We start from the raw sequence: 25,768 nt of genomic DNA, 5'->3' as shown, positions 1-25,768 counted from the left end.
AAAGAAATAAGAATTCATACAAATACATTAACAAGAAAGACGTATAGTAAATTGTATTATTAAATTATAGATTTGAAAAGTGGAATGATACTTTTTTTGTCGTTTTTTACCTGTCCTTTTTCAAAAAAAAAAGCCCAGTTAAGACTGAGCTTTTTTCTTGGCAATGCCAATGCCTGTATATGCTAAAATAATTGAAAAAATAGGACATAAAATGCTAAAGAATGTAAATGGAACATAATCAGCCGCTGGAATATTTAATGCAGTTGAAATAAAAGCGCCGCTGACACCCCACGGAATAATAGCATTAATAACCGTTCCGCCGTCTTCAAGCGTTCGTGATAAGTTTTTTGGATCTAAATTCCACTTTTCATACAGCGGCTTAAACGTCTGTCCAGGTAAGAGAATCGATAAATACTGTTCTCCTGTAATAACGTTCACTCCAATTGAAGATAGAAGCGTAGCAAAAATAACGTCTCCGCTGCGGCGAATTTGTTTTGCTAATCCTTCTAACAAAGCATCAATAATTCCAACGGCTCTCATCAAGCCACCTAGCGACAAGGCAATCATGATAAGGGAAATAGAAAACATCATGGACTGCAGTCCCCCTTTATTCACGATCGCATCCACTACTTTATTTCCTGACTCTACTGCCGGCCCGCTTTGAAGAACGCCTAGCAATTGACTCAGCGTAAATTCATGCTGTGTGATCATTCCTGTAATGATGGCCGTTACAATACCTAAAACTAACGTTGGCAGTACATCGACTCTTCTCATCGAAAAAATAAGAACTAAAAGTGGAGAAAGCAACGTTAACACGTGTAAATTAAACGTATGTTTTAATGCGTCTTGAATTCCTTGAATTTCCCCGTAATTGACGCTTTCCTGATTTCCGTTGATTCCGATTACCAGTGCAATGATTGCTGTAATAACAATACTTGGAACCGTCGTCCACGTAATGTGCTGAATATGTTTAGGAAGCGGCACTCCAACGATACCAGAAGCAAAATTTGTTGTATCAGACAAGGGAGACATCTTATCTCCAAACACAGCTCCTGAAACAATCATCCCCGCTGCTAGCCCTGGGTGTACACCAATAGCAGTTCCTACGCCAAATAAAGCGACCCCTACCGTACTGACGGTTGTTAATGAACTTCCCGTGAATGTTGAAACTAATACGGTAATAACCAAAGCACTAATTAAAAAGTACTGCGGTGAAATCCAGTGGAAACCGTAGGATAAAATCGTCGGTATCGTTCCTCCTACCATCCAAATCGCAATAAGCATCCCGATCAGCATTAAAATAAGGATAGGCTTAATGCCCAGTCTAACACCGTCTAAAATCCCTTTCTCCATTTCTGTCCACTTATATTTTAACAAAAAGCCAATCACACTAATAAATGCTACACCAAATATCAGCGGAATATGAGGCGGCAGCTTTAACGTAAATAATGAAACAAAAATAATAGCTAATAGCACCAGAACCACCGCTATTGATTGTATAAATGAAATTTCTTTTTTCATAAGGTATTCCCTTTCTATCTTTCTTTTTCACTTAAACGCTTTTATGCTTTTACGCAGTTAAGTGCAAACCTTCTTGAGTATAATTTTTATCCTTCTTGCTGTCAATAACTTATTTTATCCAACGGTAAGCTCTGCACTCATTTTCCCACTTTTCTTCTTATTAATATTAATTCCCTCTCCAAGCAGATCATTGTACAAAATGCCTCTTATGTTTTTACATGTATAGAACGGGTACACATAAAACACATCTTTTTTTAATGTACTACCTTTTGTACATAAGCGAGGAACTTCCCTCAAAATTTTTTAAGCAAAAGACTTGAAAGTCAAAAAAGGTCAAAGTATAATGAAATTACGAAAGGTCAAGAAAGGTCAAACACCTGCTGATCTTCGATTAAAATCATTTAGGGAGGCTAATTAAATGATTTGTCAAAACTGTAATAAACGTGAAGCATCTATTCAATTAAATGTACAAACAAATAATCAAAAATCTCAATATCGTTTATGTCATACATGTTATCAAGCACTTATGAAAGAACATAAAATCCCATCTGGTTTTGGAGGTGGCGGCTTTATGAACATCGATGATTTATTCAAGCAAATGGCGCACGAACAAGCTGCACCGGAGCAGCCACAGCAAGGAAATGGCGGCGGCGGCTTTTTAGATCAATTTGGTCGAAACTTAACTCAAATTGCGAAAACGGGATTGATTGACCCTGTTATTGGCCGCGAAGAAGAAGTAGAGCGCGTCATTGAAATTTTAAATAGAAGAAACAAAAACAACCCGGTGCTAATCGGAGAACCTGGTGTTGGTAAAACAGCTGTTGTTGAAGGGTTAGCTTTAAAAATTGCGGAAGGAAAAGTTCCTGCCAAGCTGCTAAATAAAGATGTATATCTGTTAGATGTAGCATCTCTCGTAGCTAATACCGGCGTGCGAGGTCAATTTGAAGAGCGCATGAAGCAGTTAATTTCTGAGCTTCAACAGCGAAAAAACGTGATTTTATTTATCGATGAAATTCACCTTCTTGTAGGAGCTGGTTCAGCGGAAGGTTCAATGGACGCAAGCAATATTTTAAAACCAGCTCTTGCACGAGGCGAACTTCAAGTAGTCGGAGCTACAACTTTAAAAGAGTACCGTTCCATTGAAAAAGATGCGGCTCTTGAACGACGCTTCCAGCCGGTTATGGTTCACGAACCGTCTGTAGAAGAAGCCGTTGAAATTCTAAAAGGAATCCAAAGTAAATATGAAGATTATCACGGCGTTAGCTATACAGATGAAGCGATCCGCGCTTGTGTAAATTTATCACACCGCTACATTCAAGATCGCTTCTTGCCTGATAAAGCAATTGACTTGCTAGATGAAGCAGGTTCAAAAATGAACTTACAGGCAGGCATTACAAATAAAGACGATGCGGCCGCTCGCTTAAAAGAAATTACAAAAGAAAAAGAGCAGGCGTTAAAGAATGAAAAATATGAAGTAGCGGCAAAACTGCGGGATGAAGAAGCTGCTCTTGAAAAACAATTGAACGAAGAACAGCAAAAAATGAATGTGGATATTGCTGACATTCAAGCAATTATTGAAAAGAAAACGGGTATCCCTGTTGGTAAACTTCAAGAAAATGAATCAGCAAAAATGAAACATTTAGCGGAGCACTTAGCTCAAAAAGTAATCGGACAGCAGGAAGCTGTAGAAAAAGTAGCAAAAGCGATTCGACGTTCTCGCGCTGGATTGAAAGCGAAGCATCGCCCAATTGGTTCATTCTTATTTGTCGGCCCAACAGGTGTCGGTAAAACAGAGTTAACCAAAACATTAGCTGAAGAACTATTCGGCTCAAAAGATGCTATGGTTCGTCTAGATATGAGTGAATATATGGAAAAACACGCGGTGTCTAAATTAATCGGTTCACCTCCTGGCTACGTAGGTCACGAAGAGGCAGGACAATTAACAGAGAAAGTACGCCGTAACCCTTATTCCATCATCTTACTAGACGAAATTGAAAAAGCTCATCCAGACGTTCAGCATATGTTTCTGCAAATTCTAGAAGACGGACGTCTAACAGATAGTCAAGGTCGCACAGTAAGCTTTAAAGACACAGTTATCATTATGACAAGTAACGCTGGTGTAGGTGAAAAGAAAATTACGGTTGGGTTTGACGCAGAAAATGACGCTCTTAAACAGGCATCCGTTTTAGATTCACTTTCATCTTATTTCAAACCAGAGTTTTTAAATCGATTTGATACAATCATTGAGTTTAATCACCTTGAAAAAGATAACTTGATTAAAATCGTTGACCTTATGCTTGCTGAATTAAAAGAAACGTTACAAGAACAAAACATCACGCTGAGCGTAGCGGATGAGGTAAAAGAAAAACTGGCTGAACTTGGCTATCACCCTGCATTCGGTGCTAGACCGCTCCGCCGAGCAATTCAAGAACAGCTTGAAGATCGAATTACAGATTTACTGTTAGATGACGGAGACGTATCTACAGTGAACGTAACGTTAAATGAAGCAAGCGAAATCACCGTACAAAACTAATAGAAAAAGCGACTCTACTTGAGTCGCTTTTTTTTATAGAAATACTTACGTTTATTTACTTTCGTCTGTTTTTTCATCAGCACTATCCGTTGATTCTTCTTGATCATCAGCTGCTTCATCCCCAGATGAATCATCTGCTTCGTCTTGCTTCATTGTTTCCTGTGAATCATCTGTAGTTGTATCCTCCGCTTGAGTATCACCCGACTGTTCTGTTTGCTGTTCTGTGGCATCTTTTTCATCCGTTTGTGAGTTGCATGCTGTGATTAACATAATTGCTAGAAGTGATCCAAATAACTTGACTAATAAACTTTTGTTCATTTTACCGTCTCCCTTCGAATCATCTGAGCCTCTATGTAGTCACCATTCATATGGCTCTACTGGCAGTATAGCCTATCCAATTAGAAAAAAGTTCATTTTTACAAGGTTATCACAAAAGCTTTACATCCCCTTCATTTCGTTCATATTCCCCTCATATTTCCTTAATAGTTTATGACTAGCTGTATTCTAGATCTATCTTCCTTGGTCTAAGTGCTCAATTCAGCTATTCACACAGTTGTAACTATGCTAATATGAGTGATATATCACTATATCGTGCGACTAGCTGACTATAAAGTTATTCTCCTATAAAATTATTCACCATTTAAGAAAGGGATTTTTTATGGAATCACACAACCTCATAAAAAAACGGAATTTTATTCTTTTACTTATTTTTTGGCTGCTATATTTTGTCCACATTGTGTTATACTACTTTATTGCAGCTGATCCTCATATGATTGTTTTTATAAGCGGAGGAATTTTATTATTGGTAGTGACGGCTATGTACTACTTTCGTTTTCATCCTGCTATCATTATGTATTCTTTTTTTATATGCTATTATGCCTATATTGCGTACATGACATCTATTGAACCTGCCGTTATTAATTATTTATTTTTGTTTCTTGGAATTATTGTTAGCTTTATTTATTATAGCTATGTCGCTATTGTAATTTCTACATTAATGTCCATGATGATTGTTTTGTACTTTTATGTAAGCAACACTCTTTTTACATCTGTGACTTTCGTGAAATTAGATATCGTTTATTTCATTTTGTTTACGCTGATCACAATGATTATTTTGTTGTACTGTGCTCATTTCTCTAAAAAACTGATTGCTATTACGACGGTCAAAATGAACAAAACCGAAGATGAACTGTATTCAGCTCAAGAGTATTTACAATCTTTTTTTACATACAATCGCGACGCCATTGCCGTGTTCAGTCTAGACGGTAAAGTGATTAAAGTAAATGATGCTTTTGAGCAAATATACGGATGGAAAGCGGAAGAAATTGTCGGAAAAGCCATTCCATTTATTCCTGCCGGCTTAAAAGGCGACGCTGAAAGCCGATTAGAAAGGGTTAAAAAAGGAGAAAAGCTAGTAGCCTTTGAAACCCAGGACAAGCGAAAAGACGGAAAAATAATTGATGTAGAAAGTACTGTTTCACCTATTTTTAATCGTGATAAACAGGTCGTTGCGCTTTTTGGTATTTCACGCGATCTTACCGAAGAAAAGGAAACAGAAAAATTTCTTCGTCAAACCGATAAGTTATCTCTAGCCGGCGAAATGGCAGCGGGAATCGCTCATGAAATTCGAAATCCGCTTACTTCTCTGAATGGGTTTATTCAGCTTATTCATGAAGACAGCAGCCGCTATCATTCTTATACAACCATCATGCTTAGTGAACTGAATCGTATTAACTCAATCGTTGGAGAATTTTTATTGCTCGCTAAACCTCATGACACGGTTATGAAAAAGCACGCATTCTCTACTATTTTAAATGACGTTATTCTTCTGTATGAATCAGAATGTGTATTAAAAAATGTCGTAGTTAAAACGCAGGTGGAAGCCCCGCATACATACATCTGCTGTGATGCAAATCAAATTAAGCAAGTACTTATTAATTTGTTAAAAAATGCGCTCGAAGCTATGCCTAGCGGAGGAGAAATTCATTTAAACGTTACTCAGCATACTAAAGATCTTACTATTTTCATTAAAGATACAGGAGTCGGCATTCCTTCACATTTGCTTACGCACATTCAAAAGCCCTTTTTTACCACGAAGCCCTCAGGTACCGGTCTTGGACTTGTTGTGATTAAAAACATTTTGTATCAGCATAAAGGAACATTTGAGATTAAAAGCACTGTTGGCAAAGGAACCAGCGTTACCCTTACGATTCCTTTATGGGAACAAGAAATTAATCATTAAAAAAAGAGGCTGGAACAAAAGTATGTTAGCTGAAGAAAGATCCGAACGAGTTTGTTTCTTGATTAAGAATCAAACTCATTCGGATTTTTTATTATGAGGGTGAACGTAGATTTAATCTAGGCGCTTCTAGCTGTTGATTGAAGGGCAAGGCGAAGACTCCTGCGGGAAAAGCGGAATAGGTGAGACCCCGCAGGAGCATAAGCGCTGAGGAGGCTCACCGCCCGCCCGCGGAAAGCGAAGCCTTGCACGGAAATCAACGGCGGTGCAACAAGCGATTCATACTAGGTTGTTTATCCCATTTGTTCGTCTTTAGATTGGATTGATTTTGTTGTGTCTCAATCTCTTTTTTTATAGCTTTTTATCGTCAATACTATTTAAATAGTTTTCAATTTCATCTACTACAGACTGCACGCAGCCCTCTTCGAATGGAGAGATCAAATTCGCTTCCTCTACTAATTCTAAAAACGGCTTACTTCCGCCAAGCTTACACAAATGAACGTAATCTTGCCATGCTTGTTCCTGGTTTTCTCGATCTTTTTTCCAAAATTGAAATGCACAAATTTGAGCGAGCGTGTAATCAATATAATAAAACGGAGACGTGTAAATATGAAGCTGGCGCTGCCAGAAGCCCCCGCTTTCTAGATAATGATGGCCGTCATAGTTTTTAGAAGGCATATATTTCTTTTCAATTTCTCGCCACGTTTGTTTTCGTTCCGAAGGCGTCATCTCAGGGCGTTCGTATACAGCATGCTGAAATTCGTCTACCGCTACTCCGTAAGGCAAGAAAGTTAATCCTGAGCTTAAATGAGAAAACTGGTATTTATCTTTGTCTTCTTTAAAGAACAACTCCATCCAAGGCCATGTAAAATACTCCATGCTCATCGAATGAATTTCAGCTCCTTCATGCGTAGGCCAGTGATACTCATTGGTTTCCATATCTCGGCTGGAATACACTTGAAAAGCATGCCCTGCTTCATGCGTTAACACATCAATATCGCCTGATGTTCCATTAAAATTCGAAAAAATAAACGGCGCTTTGTATTCTTCAATAAACGTACAGTAGCCTCCGCCTGCTTTGCCCTTTTTAGCGACTAAATCCATCAAATTATTTTCAAGCATAAAGGAAAAAAATTCGTCCGTCTCTTTAGAAAGCTCCTTATACATAATCCGTCCATTTTCAATAATCCACTTTTCATCACCTTTTGGCACTGCGTTTCCTGTTTCAAACTGAAACGGTTCATCATAATAAGTTAAGCTCTCTACTTGAATTCTTTCCTGCTGACGCTTTTTTAGTTTTTCAGTAAGGGGAACAATATACTCTTTTACTTGTTTGCGAAAAGCGGCAACCATTTCAGCATCGTAGCCTATTCTAGACATACGAGCATAGCCCACTTCTACGAAATTTTTATAGCCTAATTTTTCAGCAAGCTTGGTCCGCACTTTTACAAGTTTGTCGTAAATATCATCAAATTCCTCTTCATGATCGGTAAAAAATTGAAACTTCGCTTCTGCTGCTTTTTTTCTCATTTCTCGATCAGGTGACTCCATAAACGGATCGAGCTGAGCTAACGTTCTTTCTTCTCCTTCAAATAAAATTTTAGCTGACGCCACTAGTTTCGTATATTGAGACGATAGCTTATTTTCTTCCTGCAGCTCTTTTACTATTTCAGGAGAGAACGTTTTTAACTGCATTTCAGCAAGAGAAAACAGCTGCTTGCCCCACTTTTCTTCTAGTTTCTCTTTAAAAGGCGAAGAGATTAACGCTTTGTAAAATTTCTCTACATATCCTTCTAAAAGCGGCTGTGTTTCGTCAAAATAGTCTTGTTCTTCTTTATAAAATTCATTCGCTGTGTCGATAGAATGACGAATATAGCAGATGTTCCCCATTGTGCTGTACTGGGAATACGCATCATTTGCTAGACGAATTGCCTCGTTTTGCTGACTGACTGACGCTGCTTCCGTAAAGTGTGTAATGGCCTTTTCAAACTGCTTTTCAATTTCATTCATATCAGGTCGCGTATATGTATAATTCTCAAATTTCATCATTTGTACCCCTTCCTCTATTGTCTGTATGTAACCTAATTCGTTTTTATCCAGCTGTATTCCTGTTAATTTCAATTTTTTGTCACTTTTTATTTTTTATGTCGATGGGTTATGAAAGAAGTCATAGAAAAAACTCGTTTGTTTAACAGAAACAAACGAGCTTTCTTTAATTAATTAGTCGATTCCGGTAAAAATTCATCTGCATAGTGCCCCAGTTTCTTAAGCATCGAAATAGCAACTTCCTTTTCTTCGCTAGACAGGACGGATAAAATATCATGAATTCTTTTTTCATGACTCGGAAACATACTTTCAATCATTTCCTTGCCTTGCTGAGTGATCGCTGCGTAGGTTACACGGCGATCGTTCGGACAAGCAACGCGCTCTAAGAAGCCTTTTTTCTCAAGCTTGTCTACTACATACGTAATACTGCCGCTTGCGAGTAAAATTTTTCCGCCAATTTGCTGCAGAGGCTGTTGACCTTTGTGATACAATAACTCTAGGACAGCAAATTCGGTTGGATTCATTCCATGCTGTTGAATAAATTTATGCACATGATCATTAATTGAACGATTGGCACGAGATAGTACAATAAATAATTTAAGAGATTGGTCTAACTCTTCTCTAGTTACATCATTCGTCATTTTAATCAGTTCCTTTAATATTATCTTGATATCAAGATAATACTAAAATTTCCCTTCAAAGTCAATCAAAGCAGACTTATTTCATCGGTTATTCTCTCCGCTTGTACAATTTTTTTGATAAAAAATGTATATAAGTGGATTTATACATATGCTTTTAATACAATAAACATATGACCATTACATAAAAAGGTGAATGATTATGAAACCAACCCATTTATTATTTAATTCCGCGATTGGTTCACAAAAGCCTGAAACAATCGTTAACCGGCAAAACCCCTGTCCCTTTTGCGACGTAGAATCTCTTACTGGCATTATTGAAAAACAAGGACCTATCATTTGGCTAAAAAATAAATTTCCCGTTCTGCAAGATGCTTATCAGACGGTTATTATTGAGACCGATGAGTGTTCTTCAGAACTGTCTATTTATCCAAAAGAACATCTGTACACCTTGCTGAGCTTTGCTACTGAACGATGGATATCGATGATGAACAGCGGTGAATATGCTTCTGTTCTTTTCTTCAAAAACCATGGACCTATGTCTGGGGGGTCGTTACGGCATCCTCATATGCAAATTATTGGTTTAAATGAGATGGATGTCAATGAAAATGTTAAGCTAGAGCAGTTTGAAGGAGTCACAATTGCAAAAAATGAACATGTCACATTTAATTTATCTGTAAAACCTAGAATGGGCTTTTTTGAATTTAACGTGATAACGGATCAGCTTGACAAAGAGCTGCACACATTTGCAGATTATCTTCAAACGGCTGCTCACTATTTATTAAATCATTTTCATCGTAGCTGCACGAGCTATAACTTATTTTTTTATAACCTTAAAAACGGCAAAATTGCGGCGAAAATCATTCCTCGCTTTGCCACATCTCCTTTGTATGTAGGATATGGCATTCCTCAAGTTTCCAATAAGCTTGAGCACATTGCTAACCAAGTTCAGGAGCTGTACTTTACCTAAAAAGTTGAACCTTCACTGGTTCAACTTTTTTGTAAGGTTATTGCATAAAGCTATTCATTTTTAAAATAGTCATGCTCATAGAAAACAAAAAAACATACACTAAAAGAACGATGTGAATTGAGGATAAAAAGAAGAATACGGAAAAGGAGACGGTTTATGACTGAGGTACTAATTGGAAGCATTCTTTCTGCGCTATCGACTGGAGTAGGCGCTTTGCCTATTCTGTTTTTGAATCAAGAACTCACTCATCGCTGGAAAGATATACTTCTTGCGCTCACTGCAGGTATTATGACAGCTGCTTCTACTATGAGCTTGATTCCAGAATCTCTTCAAAGCGGCGGATTTTTTTCCTTAGCAATTGGCTTACTGCTTGGAGTTGTAACATTAACACTCTTGGAGCAGAATATTCCTCACATTGACCTTGAGCATTCTAAAACCGGCATTCAATTTGATGAAAAAGCACTTTTAATTGTTTCCGCTATTACTTTGCACAACCTTCCTGAAGGATTGTCTGTTGGTGTTAGCTACGCTTCAAATGTTGAAAATACAGGGAACTTAATCGCCCTTGCAATCGGTCTTCAAAATGCACCTGAAGGACTGTTGGTCGCGCTATTTTTAGCTCAGCAAAATATCAGTAAAATAAAAGCATTTTTAATTGCTACCCTTACAGGCTCCGTTGAGATTGTAACATCTTTACTCGGGTTTTATTTAACTAATTTTGTTGATTCTCTCGTTTCATATGGATTAGCTTTTGCTGCTGGAGCCATGCTTTTTATTATTTATAAAGAGTTGATTCCGGAAAGTCACGGCGATGGAAACGAAAGATTTGCTACTTATTCGTTTATTTTTGGTATTTTGTTTATGATCTTTTTAATTAACATTTTTTAAAGGTGAAGAGAGGCCACGGGCAGCATAATTGTTTTACTGCCCGATCCCGAATGCTTGTCCTGCATTACAGCTTTGAAAAAGATAAAAAGCGGCTAATCAGTGTGGCAAACGATGTCTTTTCTTCCTCTTCTTTTAAACGCTGCTTTTGATAAACGAGTAAGAGCTGATCAAGCTCTTGACTACAGGTAACGGTTTCTTCATTAGTCAAACCTTTTTCTTCTCCGAGCTGCACCATCTTTTGTCTTTTTTGGACGATTTCTACTAATAATCTCTCTGATTTCGTTCTATTTCTCACTCCAAACACAAAATCCTCTCCTATGACAAAGAAATTAGCTTATAACGCATTATTACAAATTCTACTAAATATGTAAATAGAGTCGCAATAATAGACATTTTTTTTGCAAAAAAATTATTTTGTCGGAATTTACAAACGCTTACATTACTATAGGAATACCATTTATCTTTTTTTTACAACTTGTTTTTCGACAAAAGATGCTGCTTGTCGAATCGAAAAAAGATTGAAACATAACGAAATAAATCTAATCGAAAGACGAACAAATGAGATACATGAGCTGGACTGCTTATGACACCGCAATTGATTTCCGTGCAAGGCTTCGCTTTCCGCGGGCGGCCGCTGAGCCTCCTCGTCGCTTGCGCTCCTGCGGGGTCTCACCTGTTCCGCTTTTCCCTCAGGAGCCTTCGCCTTGCCCTCCAATCAACTGCTAGAAGGAACGAAACAAATAAAACGATGTGCACCATCACAAAAAAAAACGAACCACTCATCAAACAGGTTGATGAATGGTTCGTTTTTTACTTGGACTCAACTACTTTTGTCCCAGCCTCTTTTTTATTCAGCTTTCTGAGCAGCAATTTGTACAGCATCCCATACCGTAGCAAAAGGAGGAGCGTACGAAAGATCTAGCATGGTTATTTCATCTGTTGTGAGGCGGCAAGTAATAGCTGTCGCAAATACATCGATTCGTTTTGATACTCCTTCTTTCCCAATCATTTGAACCCCCAAAATCTCTTTTGTTTCAGGATGATAAACAAGTTTTATCACAATCTTTTCAGCTCCTGGATAGTAAGAAGCATGACTCGGAGCCTCGGCCGTGATGGCTTTATATAAAAGAGAATTTTCTCTTGCTTCTCTTTCTGAAATGCCGGTTTTTCCGATTTCATAGTCCATCACTTTGACAATACTTGTACCTATAACACCGGGAAATTCTCGACTTTCTCCCCCTAATCGGTAACCAAGAACCCTTCCCTGCTTATTGGCAATGGTTCCAAGAGCAATATGAACATCTTTTTTTAATACGCGGTGATGGCTCGTTGCACAATCTCCTGCTGCGTAGATATGTGGCACGTTGGTTTCCAACTTCTCATTTACTAAAATAGCTCCATTTTCAAGCATCCTTAGTCCGTTTCTTTCTAAGAATTGCGTATTCGGATGAACTCCTACATTTACAATCACTAAATCTGTTTGATACGTTTGACGGTTTGTTTGAACGTGAGTGACGGAACCATCTGAATGCAGCAATGCTTCCACTTCTTCTTCGAAATGAAATAAAATATCGTCATCTAGCTGCTTTTGTAAATGCTCTGCCATTTCTTGATCTAAAATAGATAGAATCTGCTTTCCCTGTTCAATAACCCGTACTTCTTTTCCCAAAGCCTTCATTGCTTCAGCTACTTCCATTCCGACATATCCTCCGCCGATAATGGTGACTTTCTCTACGGAGTGAGCCTGTAGATATGTATAGATTCTTTCGCTGTCTTCTAATGACTTTAATGTGCATACATTCGGCATGTGATCCCTCATAAAATTGGGTTTAACAGCCGTTGTTCCAGTTGCAATGATGAGTTCATCATATGTTATCTCTTTTTCCGTTGACGTCTTTACATCTTGCACTACTATGTATTTTTTTGTATGATTTACTTCTTTAACTTCTTGGAAAAGATGGACGGAGATGTTTCGCTCTTCAAATTCTTGTTTCGTCCGAGCAATCAAATCGTCTTTTTCTTTTACAACTCCTGACAGATAATAAGGCATGCCACATGCGCTGTAAGAGATATCTCCACCTTTTTCAAACACAAGGATTTCCACTTCTTCTTTTTCTTTCATCCGGCGAAGCTGTGAAGCTGCGCTCATTCCGGCGGCTACTCCTCCTATAATGACGACACGTTTCATCTATACTCCCTCTTTCTACATAAATAATAAGCTATACTATTGTTTTTCCTTATTCTTCCCGATTTCAAACGAAAAAAAACGGCTGTTTACACAGCCGTAGATGTTTGTTTCGAGCGGTAATATGTTAAAGCCAAGGCTCCTGCTAATACAGCTCCTTTAATAATGTCTTGCATATAATACGGAACATTTAGCATCGTTAACCCATTTAACAGCACACCAATTAAAATAGAGCCAATCAGCGTCCCGAATACATTCGGTTTCCCTGCTCCAAATACGGAAAAGCCAATGTATGTAGCAGCTACGGCATCCATTAAAAATGGTGAACCCGCGTTTACTTCTCCTACTCCAATACGGGCAGCTAAAACGACTCCTCCAATTCCAGCAAGCAAACCTGAAAACATATAGGCATACATACGGTAACGATTAACCGGTACGCCCGAAAGTCTTGCTGCTTCTATGTTCCCTCCTGTTACGTAGAAAAAACGCCCAAACTTCGTATAGGAAAAAATGATATGAACAAGCAGCACAGTCAGCAGCATAATGATAACAGGAACAGGAATACCTAGTAAGTGACCTTGCCCCAGTGCAAGGAAAGATGGAATAAAAATTCCCGGAGCTCTGTCTCCGCTTGGTAAAGGCATATTGGTATAAATAGCTGAGCCTTTTGTATACGTTAATAAAATCCCCTGTACGATGAACATCATGGAAAGAGTGGCTAAAATATCAGGAATCTTTACTTTCACTACTAAAAAAGCATTTATTAACCCGATAAGAAGCGATGCAATAATCGGAACAATGATAGCGACTGCAATTTCTTGTCTGTGTAAAACAAGCATAGAGGCTGATAAAATAGTGGCTAACCCAGCCGTAGACCCTACAGATAAATCGAGTCCGTTGACGGTTAACGATATCGTTACACCAAGCGCTATTAAGGTAACAATGGAAATAGAGCGCAGGATATCACTAATGTTTTCTCCTGTTAAAAAGTTAGGTGTGGCAATGGAGAAAATAATCATAATAACAAAAATCATTAAGACTGTCCCATATTTATAAAAAAAGTCGAAAACGCTTATTTTTCTCTTTGGTTTCGCTACAGGTTCTGTTACATACTCCGCACTCATCCTTTTACTCCTCCTGCTGTATAATAAAATAATTTTTCACTAGTTGCTTCTTCTTTGGATAATTCTTTCACGATTTTCCCGTTGTACATAACATAAATTCGATCCGCTACCCCTAGCAGCTCCTCGAATTCACAGGTTGCATAAACAACGCCTTTTTGCTGTGACACAAGATTTGTAATTAAGTCGAATATTTCTCGTTTGGAGCCCACATCGACCCCTTTAGTTGGTTCATCAAACAACAGCACGCTAGAGTCCGTAACAAGCCATTTTCCGATTGCTACTTTCTGCTGATTTCCACCGCTTAACGTTCCAACTGACTGCTCGATAGAATGAGACTTTACGCCAACTTGCCCAGTCGTTTTCTGCGCTTTTTCTTTGATCTTTCCTCGCTTTAGAAATGAATAATTTGTAAAGCGGGACAGACTTGGCAAAACTAAGTTATCGGCAATCGATTCATGAACAAAAATTCCTTCTTTTCTTCGTTCTTCAGGAACAAGAGAAAGACCTTGTGCAATATAATAATACGGCTGCTTATTCAACTTTAATTTCTTGCCTTTTAACCGAACGCTGCCGCTCACATATTGCTCTAAACCAAATAGACTGCGGCAAAGCTCCGTTTTCCCCGCTCCGACAAGCCCTGCAATACCGACTACTTCTCCTTCTTTTACATGAAAAGAGATAGTAGAAAGGCGCCCTGGAAGAGATAATGCTTCTACATGTAAAAGTTCGTTTCCAATTTCTACTGATTTTTTGACCCACTGTTTTACAGAAGACGTTCCTAACATGAGCGTAATCACGTCTTCAATCGATGTATGTGAAGTTTCTTTTGTAGCTACATAGCGTCCGTCTTTTAAAACGGTTAAACGGTCGCAAATATCCACCACTTCTTGAAGGCGATGTGAAATGTAAATAATGCCTACTCCGCTTTTCTTCAGCTCTCTCATCACAGAAAACAATTGTTTCGTCTCTTCCACACTAAGAGGTGCCGTTGGTTCATCCAAAATTAAATAATCAACATTCTGTACAATTGCACGTGCAATAAGCACCTGCTGTTTTTCTGATAGAGTTAGGTCAACGACATTTTTTTTAACGGATAGAGAAGAGCCAAGTAAAGAAAGAGCTTCTTCCGCTTTCTTATAAATAGATTTCCAGTTTACAAATGTCTTACTTTTATTAGAAGTCTGCACGTCTAACACAATGTTTTCAGCTACTGACAGCGAAGGAATCAGCGCTACATCTACTTCTTGATGTACAATACCGATGCCGTGGCGCTTAGCTTCTTTAGGAGAAGAAATGGAGATCTCTTCTCCGTTTTTGAATATTTTTCCTTCGTACTCATCGTAAGCTCCGCACAATATTTTCATCAGCGTACTTTTACCGGCACCATTGGCTCCCAATAAAGCATGGATTTCCCCTTTTTGAACAGTAAAATCAACTTTGTTCAGCGCTTGAAAAGAACCAAAGTTTTTTGTAATGTTCTTCATTGAAAGCTCGTTCGTCATATCTGTCCCTCCATTTCTATTCTTTATTGCCCCATTCTTTTACGTACTGACTAAGCTGATCCATATTAATCGTTTGATTAGGCAAATCTGTTTGTTTGACTAAAACCGGATCAAAGGAATAATAACGAGGGATCTCTTGACCAGAAATCTTTTTAAGAAGCAAATCAACCTGCTTTTCTCCTACTGAAGCTGGGTTTACAGCAGCTGACGCTTTCCACGGACTGTTTTTTGCCTGCATCATTTGCAGATCTTCATCAGATAAGTCTACTCCGTACACTTTAATCTCGTCTCGTCCCGCTTCTTTAATCGCTCTTGTTACTCCTTTTGCAAATTCGTCCCAAGGTGCCCAAACGGCCGCAATGTCTCCTTTATTTGGATACTGCTTCAACACAGCTGCCATCTTATTTTGTGTGTCTAATGAGGTGTTGTCCGTTGCGCTTCCAAACGTAGCAATTTGTTTTACATCTGGGTAGCGATTCATCATAATTTTATAAATACTGTCGCGCTTTTCCATCGGCGCAAAGCCTCCAACAAACGCATATACAATGTTTCCTTTTCCATTAATGTCCTGCATCATTTGTTTTAGACCCTGCAGCGCAAGCATATAATCGTCTTGGTCAATTGTTGTAACGCCTTCTACTTTTAATTCTACGTCTGTTGCAATAACGGGAATTCCTTTTGCAATCGCACGTTTCACGCCAGGTTCAAGAGTTTCAGCCCGGCCGTGGTCAATCATAATACCGTCAACATTTTGGTTAATAGCCGTGTCTAAATAAGCAGCCATTTTGGATTGATCATTGTTTGAATCAGAAACGGATAGCTGTACCCCTGCTTTTTTAGCCGCTTTTGTCACACCTGTTATGTACTGAGCAGCGTGAGTGCCTGACGTAAATTCAGAAATAAGCGCAATTTTTGTATCTTTCGTAACCTTTTTTCCTTCTTGCTGTACAGGTTTAGCAGAAGCCGCTTGCTGCGCTGGAGCTGCCTGTGCTTTCTCGTTTAGACTTGGCTGTTCTTTCGTGCAGGCAGCCAGCGCAAAGACTAGAAGCACGAGCAAAGTAAGTGGCCACAGCATTTTTTCACTCTTTTTCATGATGTTCCTCCCATTAAACTTATTATTCATATAAAAATAGTTAGTTTTATAATAATCCAAAGAATACCCCGCTTTTAGATGTAAAAGCGGGGTGATGATGACCTATGCTTTACAAGTAATTGTTATGCGTAAATAGGTACCCATCCTTCAGTTGTCACGAAAATTCGGACAGCGACTACTTTACGATCTTCCATTAGTGTAAAGTAATGAAGAATATTTTCTGGTACTGAAATTAAATCGCCCGGCTCTAATTCAACATCAAAAAATTCGCCGTCTTTTCCTTGGATAACAAAGATTCCATGACCGCTTACAATAAAGCGAACTTCGTCATCTGTGTGAATATGCTTGCGCTGAAAGTTTTTTAACAATTCATCAATATTTGGTGTAGATTCCGATAACGAGATAACATCTTGAGCTTTATAGCCGCGGCGTTCAGAAATATCTTTAATATCCTCACCAAAAGCGTTTAAAATTTCTGTTTTTTCTTCATCAGTTAAATCATATTTTTCACGAAGATTTTCTGGAAGTTTTGTAATGTCCCAGTTTTCATAAATAACTTCATTGTTTGCCAGAAAAGCTGATACTTCCTCTTGAGTTTCAATTCTTTTATTGTTTACATGTAAGCGAATGTGCGCCATTGTTGTTTCCTCCTTTTATAAATGCACCTTTGGCTTAATGCCTTTAAGTGACAGTAATTTGACGTGGTAGCTAAATAGAAATTCATAGGCTTCTAGCGCTTTTTTTGTTTCAAATGCATTTTTCCCCCATACCGTAATCCCGTGGTTACGAATCAAAATCGCGCCTTGATCGCCTTTTATATGATGAGAAAACTCTTCTGCTAGTGTCGGAATATCTGCGTAATTCGGAATAATCGGAACAGTAATTTCCGCATCTTCTTCCCAAATACCTAGCGCCTTAATAATTTCTTGACCTTTGAATGAAATAACGCCTTCATCTCCGTACAGTTCAGAGATCACGTTGTTGTCGATTGTATGTACATGAAGGCTGCACCCAGCATTCGTTAAATTGTAAATCTTAACGTGCAGAAGCGTTTCAGCAGAAGGCTTTAAATGCGTGTCTTCTGCAGGCTTTCCGTATTGATCAACTAATAAAAAATCTTCATTTGTACGTTTTCGTTTGTCTTTTCCACTTGCTGATACAAAGAAAGTTGTCGGGTTTTGGTCCACTTTAATTGCTAAGTTTCCGCTTGTACCAAAGAACCAATCGCGCTCTGCCAGCTCATCTTTTATATCCGCAAGCTCGTGTAATCGCTGCTGAGCCATAATACTCATGCTTTCACCTCTTCTGTTAATTCTTGTAAATGGCGAATCACATCATAAAAAGTAGAAAAAGGACGATACGGTAGAGATAGCTCTTCACATTTTTTGATTAAAAAGTCACGTGCAATGACCGTATCAGCTAATTTGGCAGCCTGCAAATCCGTAATGGAATCGCCAATAACAACCGTATGATCTCTTTCATCTGAAAGATGGCGAATAATCGTTGGCTTACAGCAGCCGCAGTCATTTGTACACTGTTTATCACATGTATGAGGCCACGTAATGGAAATATGCTCACCGGAAAAATCAGATCCGTTGCAGTAGAGCATTTCCTCTGCAACTCGATTTCCCAAAAGTGGTTTTACAAAAAAGTCAATTCCTCCGCTTACAATATAAAGCGGAATATGGTGCTCTTTTGTATAGGCAATAAAATCATCAAATCCATCTCGAATAGCAGACGTCTCTAAAATATAAGAAATAATATCTTCTTTTAATTCCACGGGGAGCAAGGCAAACATTTGCCCTACTCCTTCTTGAATGGAGACACGCTGTGCCAACACGTCGTCTTTAATACTTTCCCACTCCGGAGGAGCAAATTGTTTCATAATAGCAATAATGTTATCGCTATTTGTAATTGTTCCATCAAAGTCACAAAAGATTTTTAACGATGTCATGCTTTCACCTCTACTGTTCCCCATAGTTGCAAAGCTTTTTGCAACTCTTTTGATTCTTCAGCTTTTTCGGCTAATGTTTGATGAGAGAGTACTGCATCTATCGCCGTACGGAATGCTTTTCCTCCTCCGATAGCTCCGTCTGGATGACCGTGAACTCCGCCTCCTGCATTAATAATGCTGTCGATTCCAAAGTCCTTCACAAGCTGCGGTACCATTCCAGGATGAATTCCTGCTGAAGGAACCGGGAAAGACTGCTTATATTTGTATACAGGACGCGTTAATTCGTAGGCAATGCCTGTCGTATCTTCAAGAGAAAGCGCTACGCTTCCGTATGGTGATGGAAACAGAGAGAAATCCGCTCCGGCTAAACGCAATAGCTTTCCAAGCAGTAATGAATTTGAAAAACCGTAAAACTCTGATGGCGTAAGCGCTCCGCTAACAGCTGGGTGTGCCATAATCGGCAAGTTAATTTCATCGTCTTCTCGAAGTGCCTGCAGTACGTCTAACCCGTAAGCAAATACATTGAATAAAAGAGCATCGGCTCCTAGCTCAGCTGCTTTTCTCGCTTTTTCTTTTAATTCAAACGTTCGACCCGTTAAATTAACAGCATACAGCGTGCGGTGTCCCGTTTTTTCGTATACTTCATTCAGTACTTTTTTCCCTTCTGTAACGCGAGCTTCAAAAGGTGTTCGTTCACTATCAAACAAAATCTCGTCGTCTTTAACCAAATCCACTCCGCCAAGCGCTTGCTCACGCAGCTGAGTTGTTAAGTACGTCATATCTCTTCCAATCACGCCTTTAAAAATACTCATCACAAGCGGACGGTCATAAACGCTTAGTTTCTCTCGGATACCTTCTATTCCAAAGCGCGGGCCTGGGAATTGAGCTAATAATTCATCAGGAAAATCCAAGTCTAATAATTTCACTTTTCCATCAAGTGATAGTTTTCCGAAAACCGTAACTAGAATAGCCGGTAAATCTTTTGAAAAGTTGGCAGTTGGATACGCAATTTTGACAATTGCCTGCTTAATTTCTCCGCCTAAATATCCGTTTACACGTTCGCAATCTTGAAGCTCAGTTACGGAAACGACGCGCCCTTTATGCTTTTGAAGCTGCTGTTGATCTAAAAGCGGCAGATCTGTCCATGAGCCGACGGTTAGTCCTAAAGCAATTCCTTCCGCTTTTTTATGAAAATTTCCTTTATTATCGTGTAGTAAGTAGCTTGCAACGATTTCACTCATTATGCTAAAAACTCCCTTGCTGTTTAATATCGTTAATAAAAAAACCTCTTCTGTGATTAAGAAGAGGCTTTCGTTGCTCTTCTTATCTCTCAGCTGCTGCTGCAAGAATTAGCACCGTGCTTAACATGCGTTAAGTCGGTTGCCGGGCTTCATCGGGCTAGTCCCTCCACCTACTCTTAATAAGAAAGTTGCTATTTATTTAAATTAAATTCATAGATTATATACTAAATAAAAAATACCGCTAGGATTTATCGGTTATTAATCTCGTTAACTTCTTACATATTAAGCCAACTCAAAAAGGATTGTCAATGCGTTTTTAAAATAAATCTAATTTTTTTATTCGAGATACAGCTTCTCTCATGCGCTCTTCATCCGTCAGCAGTCCTACGCGCACATAGCCTTCACCATATGTTCCAAAGCCTACTCCAGGCGCCACTACAACGTGAGCTTTTTCAAGAAGTAAATCTGAAAACTGTTCAGAAGTATATCCTTCAGGAACTTTTAGCCATGCAAAAAAGGAGCCCGCTGGAGATGTAACATCCCAACCAATTTCTCGAAGCCCTTGAATAAAGGTATTGCGTCTAGATTCATAGCGCTTAACTAAATCATTTACACATTGTTGAGACTCCAACAGAGCTGCGGCGGCTGCCTCTTGAACCGCCCCAAAGAGGCTGACATACATATGATCTTGAAGAAGATTAATAGCTTCTACAACACTTTCATTTCCTACAGCAAATCCAACTCGCCATCCCGCCATGTTATACGTTTTAGAAAGAGTATAAATTTCAATTCCCGTCTCTTTTGCACCAGGAGTCTGTAAAAAGCTGATTGGCTTTTTACCATCAAATCCAATTGCTCCGTAGGCAAAGTCGTGTACCACACAAATATCGTGCTTGGCAGCAAACGCCACGGTGTCTTCAAAAAATTCTGCCGTTGCCACTGCACCGGTAGGATTATTGGGATAGTTTAAAAACATGAGCTTTGCCTGTTCTTTAGCACGTTCACTTACCTCTTCGTATACGGGTAGAAAATGATTTTCAGCCGTGAGCGGCATCACTTCCATCTTTGCTTTTGCAAGCTCTACTCCAGACCAGTAATCAGGATACCCAGGATCCGGAACCAGCACCGTATCTCCAGGGTTTAATAAGCACTGCGGGATTTCAACAAGTCCACCCTTTCCGCCAAATAAAATAGCTACTTCTTTTTCAGGATCCACATCAACGCCATATTCTCGTTTATAAAAAGTCGCAACGGCCTCTTTTAAAAACTGGTGCCCCCGAAATGGAGAATATTTATGATGCATAGGATTAGCACTTGCTTTTTGCAGTGTTTCTACAATATGTGAAGGAGTAGGCTGATCAGGATTTCCCTGCCCTAAGTTAATAACGTCGTGCCCTTGGGCCATTACTTTTCCTACCTTGCCTACAAGTGATGCAAAAAATTGTTTTGGTAAACTTTTTAATAGTTCCGATTGCTCAAATTGTTTCATCATCGCACACCTTCTCAAAAAATTCTTGAAATTCTAGTCACAAATAATATATTGTAATACTCAACTTGTAAAGTCATTTTTTTCAACTACTAAAAAAAGGACGGATGATAAAGTGAGTGTAAAAATTACGTGTTTGCAGCTTGATATTGCGTTTGGAAACCCAACTAAAAACCGAAAATATATCGAACAAAAAATGACGGAAGCCCTGAAAGAAAACCCTGATATCCTTGTGCTTCCTGAGCTATGGGATACAGCTTATGATTTGACGCGGCTAGACGAAATTGCAGATGATGAAGGGCAGCAAGCCAAGCAATTAATCTCTCAGTTTGCTAAAACGAACGAAGTAAATATCGTGGCAGGTTCGATCGCGAAAAAAACAGAGCAAGGCGTCACGAATACGATGTATATTTTTGACCGAAAAGGTCGTGAAGTATCACAATACAGTAAGCTGCACTTATTTAAATTAATGGATGAACACCTGTATTTAGAAGCAGGAACAGCAAAAAATCTTTTTACACTTGAACAGTCTTTATGCGCAGGAGTTATTTGTTACGATATTCGTTTTCCAGAATGGATTCGGGTTCATACTAGCAGCGGAGCAGAAGTCTTGTTTGTTGTCGCTCAGTGGCCGGCTCCAAGACTTGCCCACTGGAAAGCACTGCTTATTAGCCGTGCAATCGAAAATCAATGCTACGTAATCGCATGTAATCGTGTAGGCCAAGATCCTAATAACACATTTGCCGGACATTCCTTAGTCATCGATCCGTGGGGAGAAATAATCGCTGAAGCTGGCGATAGCGAAGAACTTTTAAGTGCTGACGTTAACCTGGAACTTGTAAAAGAAATTCGCAAACAAATTCCTGTCTTTACAGATCGCCGTACAGAATTTTATTAATTATGTATTGACAGCCGTTTTTTTGCATGATACGATTTTCACCAGATATCATAAAATATTCAAACAAATCAAAATTGAATAAGTAATCGTACTCTTATCAAGAGTTGGCTGAGGGATTTGGCCCTGTGAAGCCCAGCAACCGACCGTCATTCCATCCTAAGATGGATCACACCCGTAAAACATGTTTTACAAAGGCACGGTGCTAATTCCAACAGAAAGTAATTCTTTCTGGCAGATAAGAGGTTTGAACACTACAATCAAGCCTCTTTCCAACGAAAGAGGCTTTTATATTTTCTAAAATTATAAAAGCCTCCATATACTCTTAAACCTATTAACTTAGTAAACAAATCAGTTTAATAAACTATGGAGGGATTCCGATGTCAACAACAAAAACAGAGAAGTATCAGCCTTTAACAGAAATTTCAGCAATCAAACTTGTGAAAAAGCTAGGTCTTTTTGATGCCACAGAAGCACTGACTGCCCGTGAAATTGGTGACGGCAACTTAAATCTCGTCTTTCACATCATAAATGATCAAACGAATAAATCCATTATCGTCAAACAAGCGCTTCCCTATGCAAAAGTTGTAGGCGAAAGCTGGCCTCTATCCTTGAACCGTGCCACAATTGAAAGCAATGCGCTCAAGCAATTTGGTGCATTTACGCCAGAACTTGTGCCCGCTGTTTATTACCACGATGAAACGCTTGCTGTTACGGTCATGGAAGACCTGTCTCATTTAACGATTTCTCGCGCCGGACTTATTCAAGGTGAAAGTTATCCTCTGCTCTCACAGCATATCGGTTCTTTTTTAGGACATATTGCGTTCAAAACGTCTGATTTCGCCTTAAAGCCTCAGGATAAAAAAGAAGAAGTTGTTAAGTACAGCAACCCAGACTTATGCAATATTACGGAAGATTTAGTTTTTACAGATCCTTTTTTTGATATTGATACAAATGAATTCGAAAAAGCGTTGCGTCCTGATGTAGAAGAATTGTGGAATGATAGTGATGTAAAGCTACAAGCAGCAAAATTAAAATATAAATTTTTAACAAATGCGCAAACGCTAATCCACGGTGATTTACATACGGGCAGCATCTTTGCTAGCAGTCAAGAAACGAAAGTGATTGATCCAGAGTTTGCTTTTTACGGTCCGTTTGGATTCGATTTAGGACAATTTGTTGCGAATTTGTTTTTAAATGCTCTTTCTCGAGAAACAAATCGCGAACCGTTATTTGCACACATTACGAACACATGGAACGTATTTAAAGATACATTTACTGTGCTTTGGCATTCTGAAAACACTGAACCTTTCGCTAAAGATGAGCGCTTATTACATGAAATTCTAACGCAAACGTGGCAAGATGCTGTTGGATATGCAGGATGTGAAATCATTCGACGTACAATTGGCTTAGCTCACGTGGCGGACTTAGACGAAATTTCTTCAGAGGAAAGAAAAATTAACACTAAACGTACTGCGTTAAAAATTGGACGCTATTTGCTTCTGCACCAACAAGACGTTTCACCAAATGAATTTGAACATTTACTTCGATAACGAATAATGTACACAATGAAAGGATCGGTATCAGCATGACAAATACACTATCACTTCCGCGCTCAGTGGAATGGAATGAATCATATATTACTTTATTAGATCAGCAGCAGCTTCCTGGCAAAGTTGAATATATTAAGCTGCAAACCATTAAAGACGTATGGGATGCTATCACTACCTTGAAAGTACGCGGAGCCCCTGCAATTGGCATTACGGCGGCTTTTGGTCTTGCTCTTTCTGCGCTTAGCTATGACACAGATTCAGTCAAGGAATTTAACAAAAAGCTAGCTCTTGATCAACAGTATTTAGCTAGTTCACGCCCTACTGCCGTCAATTTATTTTGGGCATTGGAACGCGTAGCGAAAAGCGCTGAGTCCGCTTCGTCCGTTAATGAAGCTAAAACAAAAGTTGTTCATGAAGCTATTCAAATTCAAGTAGAAGATGAAGAAACGTGCTACCGAATTGGAGATCATGCTCTTTCTTTATTTAAAAAGAAAGATAAAATCATGACAATATGTAATGCTGGTTCAATTGCTACAGCTTATTATGGAACAGCCTTAGCACCTTTTCACTTGTCTAAGCAGCGCGATATTCCGCTTGAAGTATTTGCCTGTGAAACAAGACCCGTTCTTCAAGGTTCTCGCTTAACAGCATGGGAACTTCAGCAGTCGGGAGTGGACGTTACGCTGATTACGGATAATATGGCCGCTCATACCATTAAAACAAAAGGAATTAATGGGATTATTGTAGGTGCTGACCGCATTGCAGCAAATGGCGATACGGCTAACAAAATTGGAACATATGGACTTGCTCTTTTAGCGAAAGCATTCGGTATTCCATTTTACGTAGCAGCGCCGCAGTCCACGTTTGATTTATCGATTCAAGACGGCAGCAGCATCCCTATTGAAGAACGTTCACCTAAAGAAGTAACACACATTGGAGATACGCAAATTGCTCCAGACGGAATCTCTGTATACAATCCAGCTTTTGATGTGACGCCAAGCGAACTGATTACGGCCATTATTACAGAGCATGGAATTATCCATTCTCCATCTTTGGAATCCATTCAAAAAGTTTTGCTGCAATCCGCTCAATAAAAAAAGCCGCTGCTATGCGGCTTTTTTTGTTGAGCACTGGTTTTCACCTGCATTTGTAACACAATTGTAACAGTACTCTCTTCTTTTTCTACATATATTATAGGGGATTCTTTTTGAATAAGGGGGAGTAAATATGAGTTCAGAGCAAAACACGGATAAAAACAAAGCGCTGAATCGTAAGCAGCACTATCAGCTATTCGATTTATCCAAAGATGAAGAACTAAATTCCCTTCCTTCTCCTCAGCAAATTGACGGTGTTTTTGTGCAAGGAGAAGGCTGGAAATTGGACGGTGAATAGTTATTTTAACTCCAGAGCGCCTTTTGCTACATTTCTTTCAAGCATTAATAGTTTCTCTTTTATATGAGTTTGGGAACCTGCATAACCTGTTAAAGCTCCATTTTTTCCAATCACACGGTGACAAGGTAAAATAATAGGCAGTGGATTTCGACGATTCGCTTGTCCCACAGCCCTTACGGCTTTAGAGCGATTAACAGACTCTGCTACATCACTATAAGACCACGTTTGTCCATAAGGTATACCTTTAAGCGTTAACCACACTTCTTTTTGGAAGTCTGTTCCTTTTATATCCAAAGGCAAATCAAATGTTAACGTGCGCCCTTCAGCATAATCCTGCAGCTGTCGCTTTGCTTCTTTCACATGATGATAATTCTCGTCATGGACAAGTTTTTTAAGCTGCTCGTTGTGATCATCGCTATCAAACCAAATATGTTGAACCCCTTTTTCCGAGGCTACAATATAAATTTTCAAATCAGAAAATAAATTCATTTCTCCGTAGTACATATTT

24 protein-coding genes and 2 riboswitches are annotated in these 25,768 nt (G+C 39.0%); of the genes, 9 read left to right on the top strand and 15 right to left on the bottom strand.

What is annotated here, in order from left to right:
• Positions 1 to 138 precede the first annotated feature (138 nt).
• Positions 139 to 1,521: a Na+/H+ antiporter NhaC gene (gene nhaC, locus LJC66_RS06040; RefSeq protein WP_230932052.1), complete on the bottom strand. Its 1,383-nt coding sequence runs from the start codon at positions 1,519 to 1,521 to the stop codon at positions 139 to 141.
• A 418-nt stretch (positions 1,522 to 1,939) separates the two neighbouring features.
• Between nhaC and LJC66_RS06035 the strand changes: the two genes are divergently transcribed.
• Positions 1,940 to 4,054: an ATP-dependent Clp protease ATP-binding subunit gene (locus LJC66_RS06035; protein WP_230932051.1), complete on the top strand. Its 2,115-nt coding sequence runs from the start codon at positions 1,940 to 1,942 to the stop codon at positions 4,052 to 4,054.
• Between the two features lie 51 nt (positions 4,055 to 4,105).
• Here the strand turns inward: LJC66_RS06035 and LJC66_RS06030 are convergent, their stop codons facing one another.
• The gene (locus tag LJC66_RS06030; protein ID WP_221780614.1) at positions 4,106 to 4,372 is read right to left on the bottom strand and encodes a hypothetical protein; all 267 of its coding nucleotides are present in this window, start codon (positions 4,370 to 4,372) and stop codon (positions 4,106 to 4,108) included.
• 340 nt (positions 4,373 to 4,712) lie between these two features.
• On the opposite strand from LJC66_RS06030, the gene LJC66_RS06025 reads away from it, so the two are divergent.
• Entirely contained in the window at positions 4,713 to 6,296 is a 1,584-nt protein-coding gene (locus LJC66_RS06025; RefSeq protein WP_230932050.1) for a PAS domain S-box protein, read from the top strand.
• 348 nt (positions 6,297 to 6,644) lie between these two features.
• Here LJC66_RS06025 and LJC66_RS06020 read toward each other — a convergent pair whose 3' ends face one another.
• Positions 6,645 to 8,339: a M3 family oligoendopeptidase gene (locus LJC66_RS06020; protein WP_230932171.1), complete on the bottom strand. Its 1,695-nt coding sequence runs from the start codon at positions 8,337 to 8,339 to the stop codon at positions 6,645 to 6,647.
• 170 nt (positions 8,340 to 8,509) lie between these two features.
• Positions 8,510 to 8,980, bottom strand: coding sequence for a MarR family winged helix-turn-helix transcriptional regulator (locus LJC66_RS06015; protein ID WP_028407897.1), 471 nt, complete (start codon positions 8,978 to 8,980; stop codon positions 8,510 to 8,512).
• 199 nt (positions 8,981 to 9,179) lie between these two features.
• Between LJC66_RS06015 and LJC66_RS06010 the strand changes: the two genes are divergently transcribed.
• Positions 9,180 to 9,947, top strand: a complete 768-nt coding sequence (locus LJC66_RS06010) for a DUF4931 domain-containing protein (RefSeq protein ID WP_028414160.1) — start codon at positions 9,180 to 9,182, stop codon at positions 9,945 to 9,947.
• A 156-nt stretch (positions 9,948 to 10,103) separates the two neighbouring features.
• Positions 10,104 to 10,835 carry a ZIP family metal transporter gene (locus LJC66_RS06005; protein WP_016763389.1) on the top strand — a complete coding sequence of 244 codons (732 nt, stop codon included), beginning with the start codon at positions 10,104 to 10,106 and terminating at the stop codon, positions 10,833 to 10,835.
• A gap of 64 nt (positions 10,836 to 10,899) precedes the next feature.
• Here LJC66_RS06005 and LJC66_RS06000 read toward each other — a convergent pair whose 3' ends face one another.
• Positions 10,900 to 11,139, bottom strand: coding sequence for an aspartyl-phosphate phosphatase Spo0E family protein (locus LJC66_RS06000; protein WP_013082228.1), 240 nt, complete (start codon positions 11,137 to 11,139; stop codon positions 10,900 to 10,902).
• Between the two features lie 263 nt (positions 11,140 to 11,402).
• Here LJC66_RS06000 and LJC66_RS28010 point away from each other — a divergent pair, with 263 nt between their 5' ends.
• Positions 11,403 to 11,561: a hypothetical protein gene (locus LJC66_RS28010; RefSeq protein WP_230932049.1), complete on the top strand. Its 159-nt coding sequence runs from the start codon at positions 11,403 to 11,405 to the stop codon at positions 11,559 to 11,561.
• A gap of 121 nt (positions 11,562 to 11,682) precedes the next feature.
• On the opposite strand, the gene LJC66_RS05990 is transcribed toward LJC66_RS28010, so the two are convergent.
• The 9 genes from LJC66_RS05990 to LJC66_RS05950 form a co-directional block, all read right to left on the bottom strand.
• Positions 11,683 to 13,023 (bottom strand): CoA-disulfide reductase, encoded by a 1,341-nt coding sequence (locus LJC66_RS05990; RefSeq protein ID WP_230932048.1) that lies wholly within the window; start codon positions 13,021 to 13,023, stop codon positions 11,683 to 11,685.
• Positions 13,024 to 13,109: 86 nt separating this feature from the next.
• Positions 13,110 to 14,144: an ABC transporter permease gene (locus LJC66_RS05985; protein WP_230932047.1), complete on the bottom strand. Its 1,035-nt coding sequence runs from the start codon at positions 14,142 to 14,144 to the stop codon at positions 13,110 to 13,112.
• Positions 14,141 to 15,646 (bottom strand): sugar ABC transporter ATP-binding protein, encoded by a 1,506-nt coding sequence (locus tag LJC66_RS05980; RefSeq protein WP_230932046.1) that lies wholly within the window; start codon positions 15,644 to 15,646, stop codon positions 14,141 to 14,143. The genes LJC66_RS05985 and LJC66_RS05980 overlap by 4 nt, the downstream gene beginning before the upstream one ends.
• A 16-nt stretch (positions 15,647 to 15,662) precedes the next feature.
• Positions 15,663 to 16,739 (bottom strand): sugar ABC transporter substrate-binding protein, encoded by a 1,077-nt coding sequence (locus LJC66_RS05975; RefSeq protein WP_230932045.1) that lies wholly within the window; start codon positions 16,737 to 16,739, stop codon positions 15,663 to 15,665.
• A gap of 122 nt (positions 16,740 to 16,861) precedes the next feature.
• A complete protein-coding gene (locus tag LJC66_RS05970; protein WP_013082223.1) occupies positions 16,862 to 17,377 on the bottom strand; it encodes a 1,2-dihydroxy-3-keto-5-methylthiopentene dioxygenase in 516 nt (171 codons plus the stop codon).
• Between the two features lie 15 nt (positions 17,378 to 17,392).
• A complete protein-coding gene (locus tag LJC66_RS05965; RefSeq protein ID WP_028407891.1) occupies positions 17,393 to 18,031 on the bottom strand; it encodes a methylthioribulose 1-phosphate dehydratase in 639 nt (212 codons plus the stop codon).
• On the bottom strand, positions 18,028 to 18,693 hold the full coding sequence (locus tag LJC66_RS05960) for a 2-hydroxy-3-keto-5-methylthiopentenyl-1-phosphate phosphatase (protein ID WP_230932044.1): 666 nt from the start codon (positions 18,691 to 18,693) through the stop codon (positions 18,028 to 18,030). Before LJC66_RS05960 ends, LJC66_RS05965 begins: the two co-directional genes overlap by 4 nt.
• Positions 18,690 to 19,934 carry a 2,3-diketo-5-methylthiopentyl-1-phosphate enolase gene (mtnW, locus tag LJC66_RS05955; protein ID WP_230932043.1) on the bottom strand — a complete coding sequence of 415 codons (1,245 nt, stop codon included), beginning with the start codon at positions 19,932 to 19,934 and terminating at the stop codon, positions 18,690 to 18,692. The genes LJC66_RS05960 and mtnW overlap by 4 nt, the downstream gene beginning before the upstream one ends.
• 79 nt (positions 19,935 to 20,013) lie before the next feature.
• Positions 20,014 to 20,120, bottom strand: a riboswitch (SAM riboswitch).
• Between the two features lie 130 nt (positions 20,121 to 20,250).
• Positions 20,251 to 21,423 (bottom strand): pyridoxal phosphate-dependent aminotransferase, encoded by a 1,173-nt coding sequence (locus LJC66_RS05950; protein WP_195697104.1) that lies wholly within the window; start codon positions 21,421 to 21,423, stop codon positions 20,251 to 20,253.
• A 112-nt stretch (positions 21,424 to 21,535) separates the two neighbouring features.
• On the opposite strand from LJC66_RS05950, the gene LJC66_RS05945 reads away from it, so the two are divergent.
• The 4 genes from LJC66_RS05945 (at position 21,536) to LJC66_RS05930 (ending at position 25,260) form a co-directional block, all read left to right on the top strand.
• A complete protein-coding gene (locus LJC66_RS05945) occupies positions 21,536 to 22,318 on the top strand; it encodes a carbon-nitrogen family hydrolase (protein ID WP_013055956.1) in 783 nt (260 codons plus the stop codon).
• A gap of 91 nt (positions 22,319 to 22,409) precedes the next feature.
• A riboswitch (SAM riboswitch) is annotated at positions 22,410 to 22,560 on the top strand.
• Between the two features lie 135 nt (positions 22,561 to 22,695).
• On the top strand, positions 22,696 to 23,868 hold the full coding sequence (mtnK, locus tag LJC66_RS05940; protein ID WP_195695051.1) for an S-methyl-5-thioribose kinase: 1,173 nt from the start codon (positions 22,696 to 22,698) through the stop codon (positions 23,866 to 23,868).
• A gap of 35 nt (positions 23,869 to 23,903) precedes the next feature.
• On the top strand, positions 23,904 to 24,962 hold the full coding sequence (mtnA, locus tag LJC66_RS05935; RefSeq protein ID WP_043979675.1) for an S-methyl-5-thioribose-1-phosphate isomerase: 1,059 nt from the start codon (positions 23,904 to 23,906) through the stop codon (positions 24,960 to 24,962).
• Positions 24,963 to 25,095: 133 nt separating this feature from the next.
• Positions 25,096 to 25,260 (top strand): hypothetical protein, encoded by a 165-nt coding sequence (locus LJC66_RS05930; protein ID WP_165592283.1) that lies wholly within the window; start codon positions 25,096 to 25,098, stop codon positions 25,258 to 25,260.
• On the opposite strand, the gene LJC66_RS05925 is transcribed toward LJC66_RS05930, so the two are convergent.
• Entirely contained in the window at positions 25,261 to 25,764 is a 504-nt protein-coding gene (locus LJC66_RS05925) for a methylated-DNA--[protein]-cysteine S-methyltransferase (protein ID WP_116515939.1), read from the bottom strand.
• Between the last annotated feature and the right edge of the window lie 4 nt (positions 25,765 to 25,768).

Origin of the sequence: Priestia sp. TSO9, assembly GCF_021029645.1 — a bacterium.
Classification (GTDB): domain Bacteria; phylum Bacillota; class Bacilli; order Bacillales; family Bacillaceae_H; genus Priestia; species Priestia megaterium_E.
The sequence above is the reverse complement of the archived record's forward strand: the minus strand, read 5'-3'. Positions and strand labels throughout refer to the sequence as shown.

Coding starts and splice junctions, on each gene's coding strand:
- nhaC (WP_230932052.1), bottom strand. CDS start 1,521: ATGAAAAAAGAAATTTCATTTATACAATCAATAGCGGTGGTTCTGGTG.
- LJC66_RS06035 (WP_230932051.1), top strand. CDS start 1,940: ATGATTTGTCAAAACTGTAATAAACGTGAAGCATCTATTCAATTAAAT.
- LJC66_RS06030 (WP_221780614.1), bottom strand. CDS start 4,372: ATGAACAAAAGTTTATTAGTCAAGTTATTTGGATCACTTCTAGCAATT.
- LJC66_RS06025 (WP_230932050.1), top strand. CDS start 4,713: ATGGAATCACACAACCTCATAAAAAAACGGAATTTTATTCTTTTACTT.
- LJC66_RS06020 (WP_230932171.1), bottom strand. CDS start 8,339: ATGAAATTTGAGAATTATACATATACGCGACCTGATATGAATGAAATT.
- LJC66_RS06015 (WP_028407897.1), bottom strand. CDS start 8,980: ATGACGAATGATGTAACTAGAGAAGAGTTAGACCAATCTCTTAAATTA.
- LJC66_RS06010 (WP_028414160.1), top strand. CDS start 9,180: ATGAAACCAACCCATTTATTATTTAATTCCGCGATTGGTTCACAAAAG.
- LJC66_RS06005 (WP_016763389.1), top strand. CDS start 10,104: ATGACTGAGGTACTAATTGGAAGCATTCTTTCTGCGCTATCGACTGGA.
- LJC66_RS28010 (WP_230932049.1), top strand. CDS start 11,403: ATGAGCTGGACTGCTTATGACACCGCAATTGATTTCCGTGCAAGGCTT.
- LJC66_RS05990 (WP_230932048.1), bottom strand. CDS start 13,023: ATGAAACGTGTCGTCATTATAGGAGGAGTAGCCGCCGGAATGAGCGCA.
- LJC66_RS05985 (WP_230932047.1), bottom strand. CDS start 14,144: ATGAGTGCGGAGTATGTAACAGAACCTGTAGCGAAACCAAAGAGAAAA.
- LJC66_RS05980 (WP_230932046.1), bottom strand. CDS start 15,646: ATGACGAACGAGCTTTCAATGAAGAACATTACAAAAAACTTTGGTTCT.
- LJC66_RS05975 (WP_230932045.1), bottom strand. CDS start 16,739: ATGAAAAAGAGTGAAAAAATGCTGTGGCCACTTACTTTGCTCGTGCTT.
- LJC66_RS05970 (WP_013082223.1), bottom strand. CDS start 17,377: ATGGCGCACATTCGCTTACATGTAAACAATAAAAGAATTGAAACTCAA.
- LJC66_RS05965 (WP_028407891.1), bottom strand. CDS start 18,031: ATGAGTATTATGGCTCAGCAGCGATTACACGAGCTTGCGGATATAAAA.
- LJC66_RS05960 (WP_230932044.1), bottom strand. CDS start 18,693: ATGACATCGTTAAAAATCTTTTGTGACTTTGATGGAACAATTACAAAT.
- mtnW (WP_230932043.1), bottom strand. CDS start 19,934: ATGAGTGAAATCGTTGCAAGCTACTTACTACACGATAATAAAGGAAAT.
- LJC66_RS05950 (WP_195697104.1), bottom strand. CDS start 21,423: ATGAAACAATTTGAGCAATCGGAACTATTAAAAAGTTTACCAAAACAA.
- mtnK (WP_195695051.1), top strand. CDS start 22,696: ATGTCAACAACAAAAACAGAGAAGTATCAGCCTTTAACAGAAATTTCA.
- mtnA (WP_043979675.1), top strand. CDS start 23,904: ATGACAAATACACTATCACTTCCGCGCTCAGTGGAATGGAATGAATCA.
- LJC66_RS05930 (WP_165592283.1), top strand. CDS start 25,096: ATGAGTTCAGAGCAAAACACGGATAAAAACAAAGCGCTGAATCGTAAG.
- LJC66_RS05925 (WP_116515939.1), bottom strand. CDS start 25,764: ATGTACTACGGAGAAATGAATTTATTTTCTGATTTGAAAATTTATATT.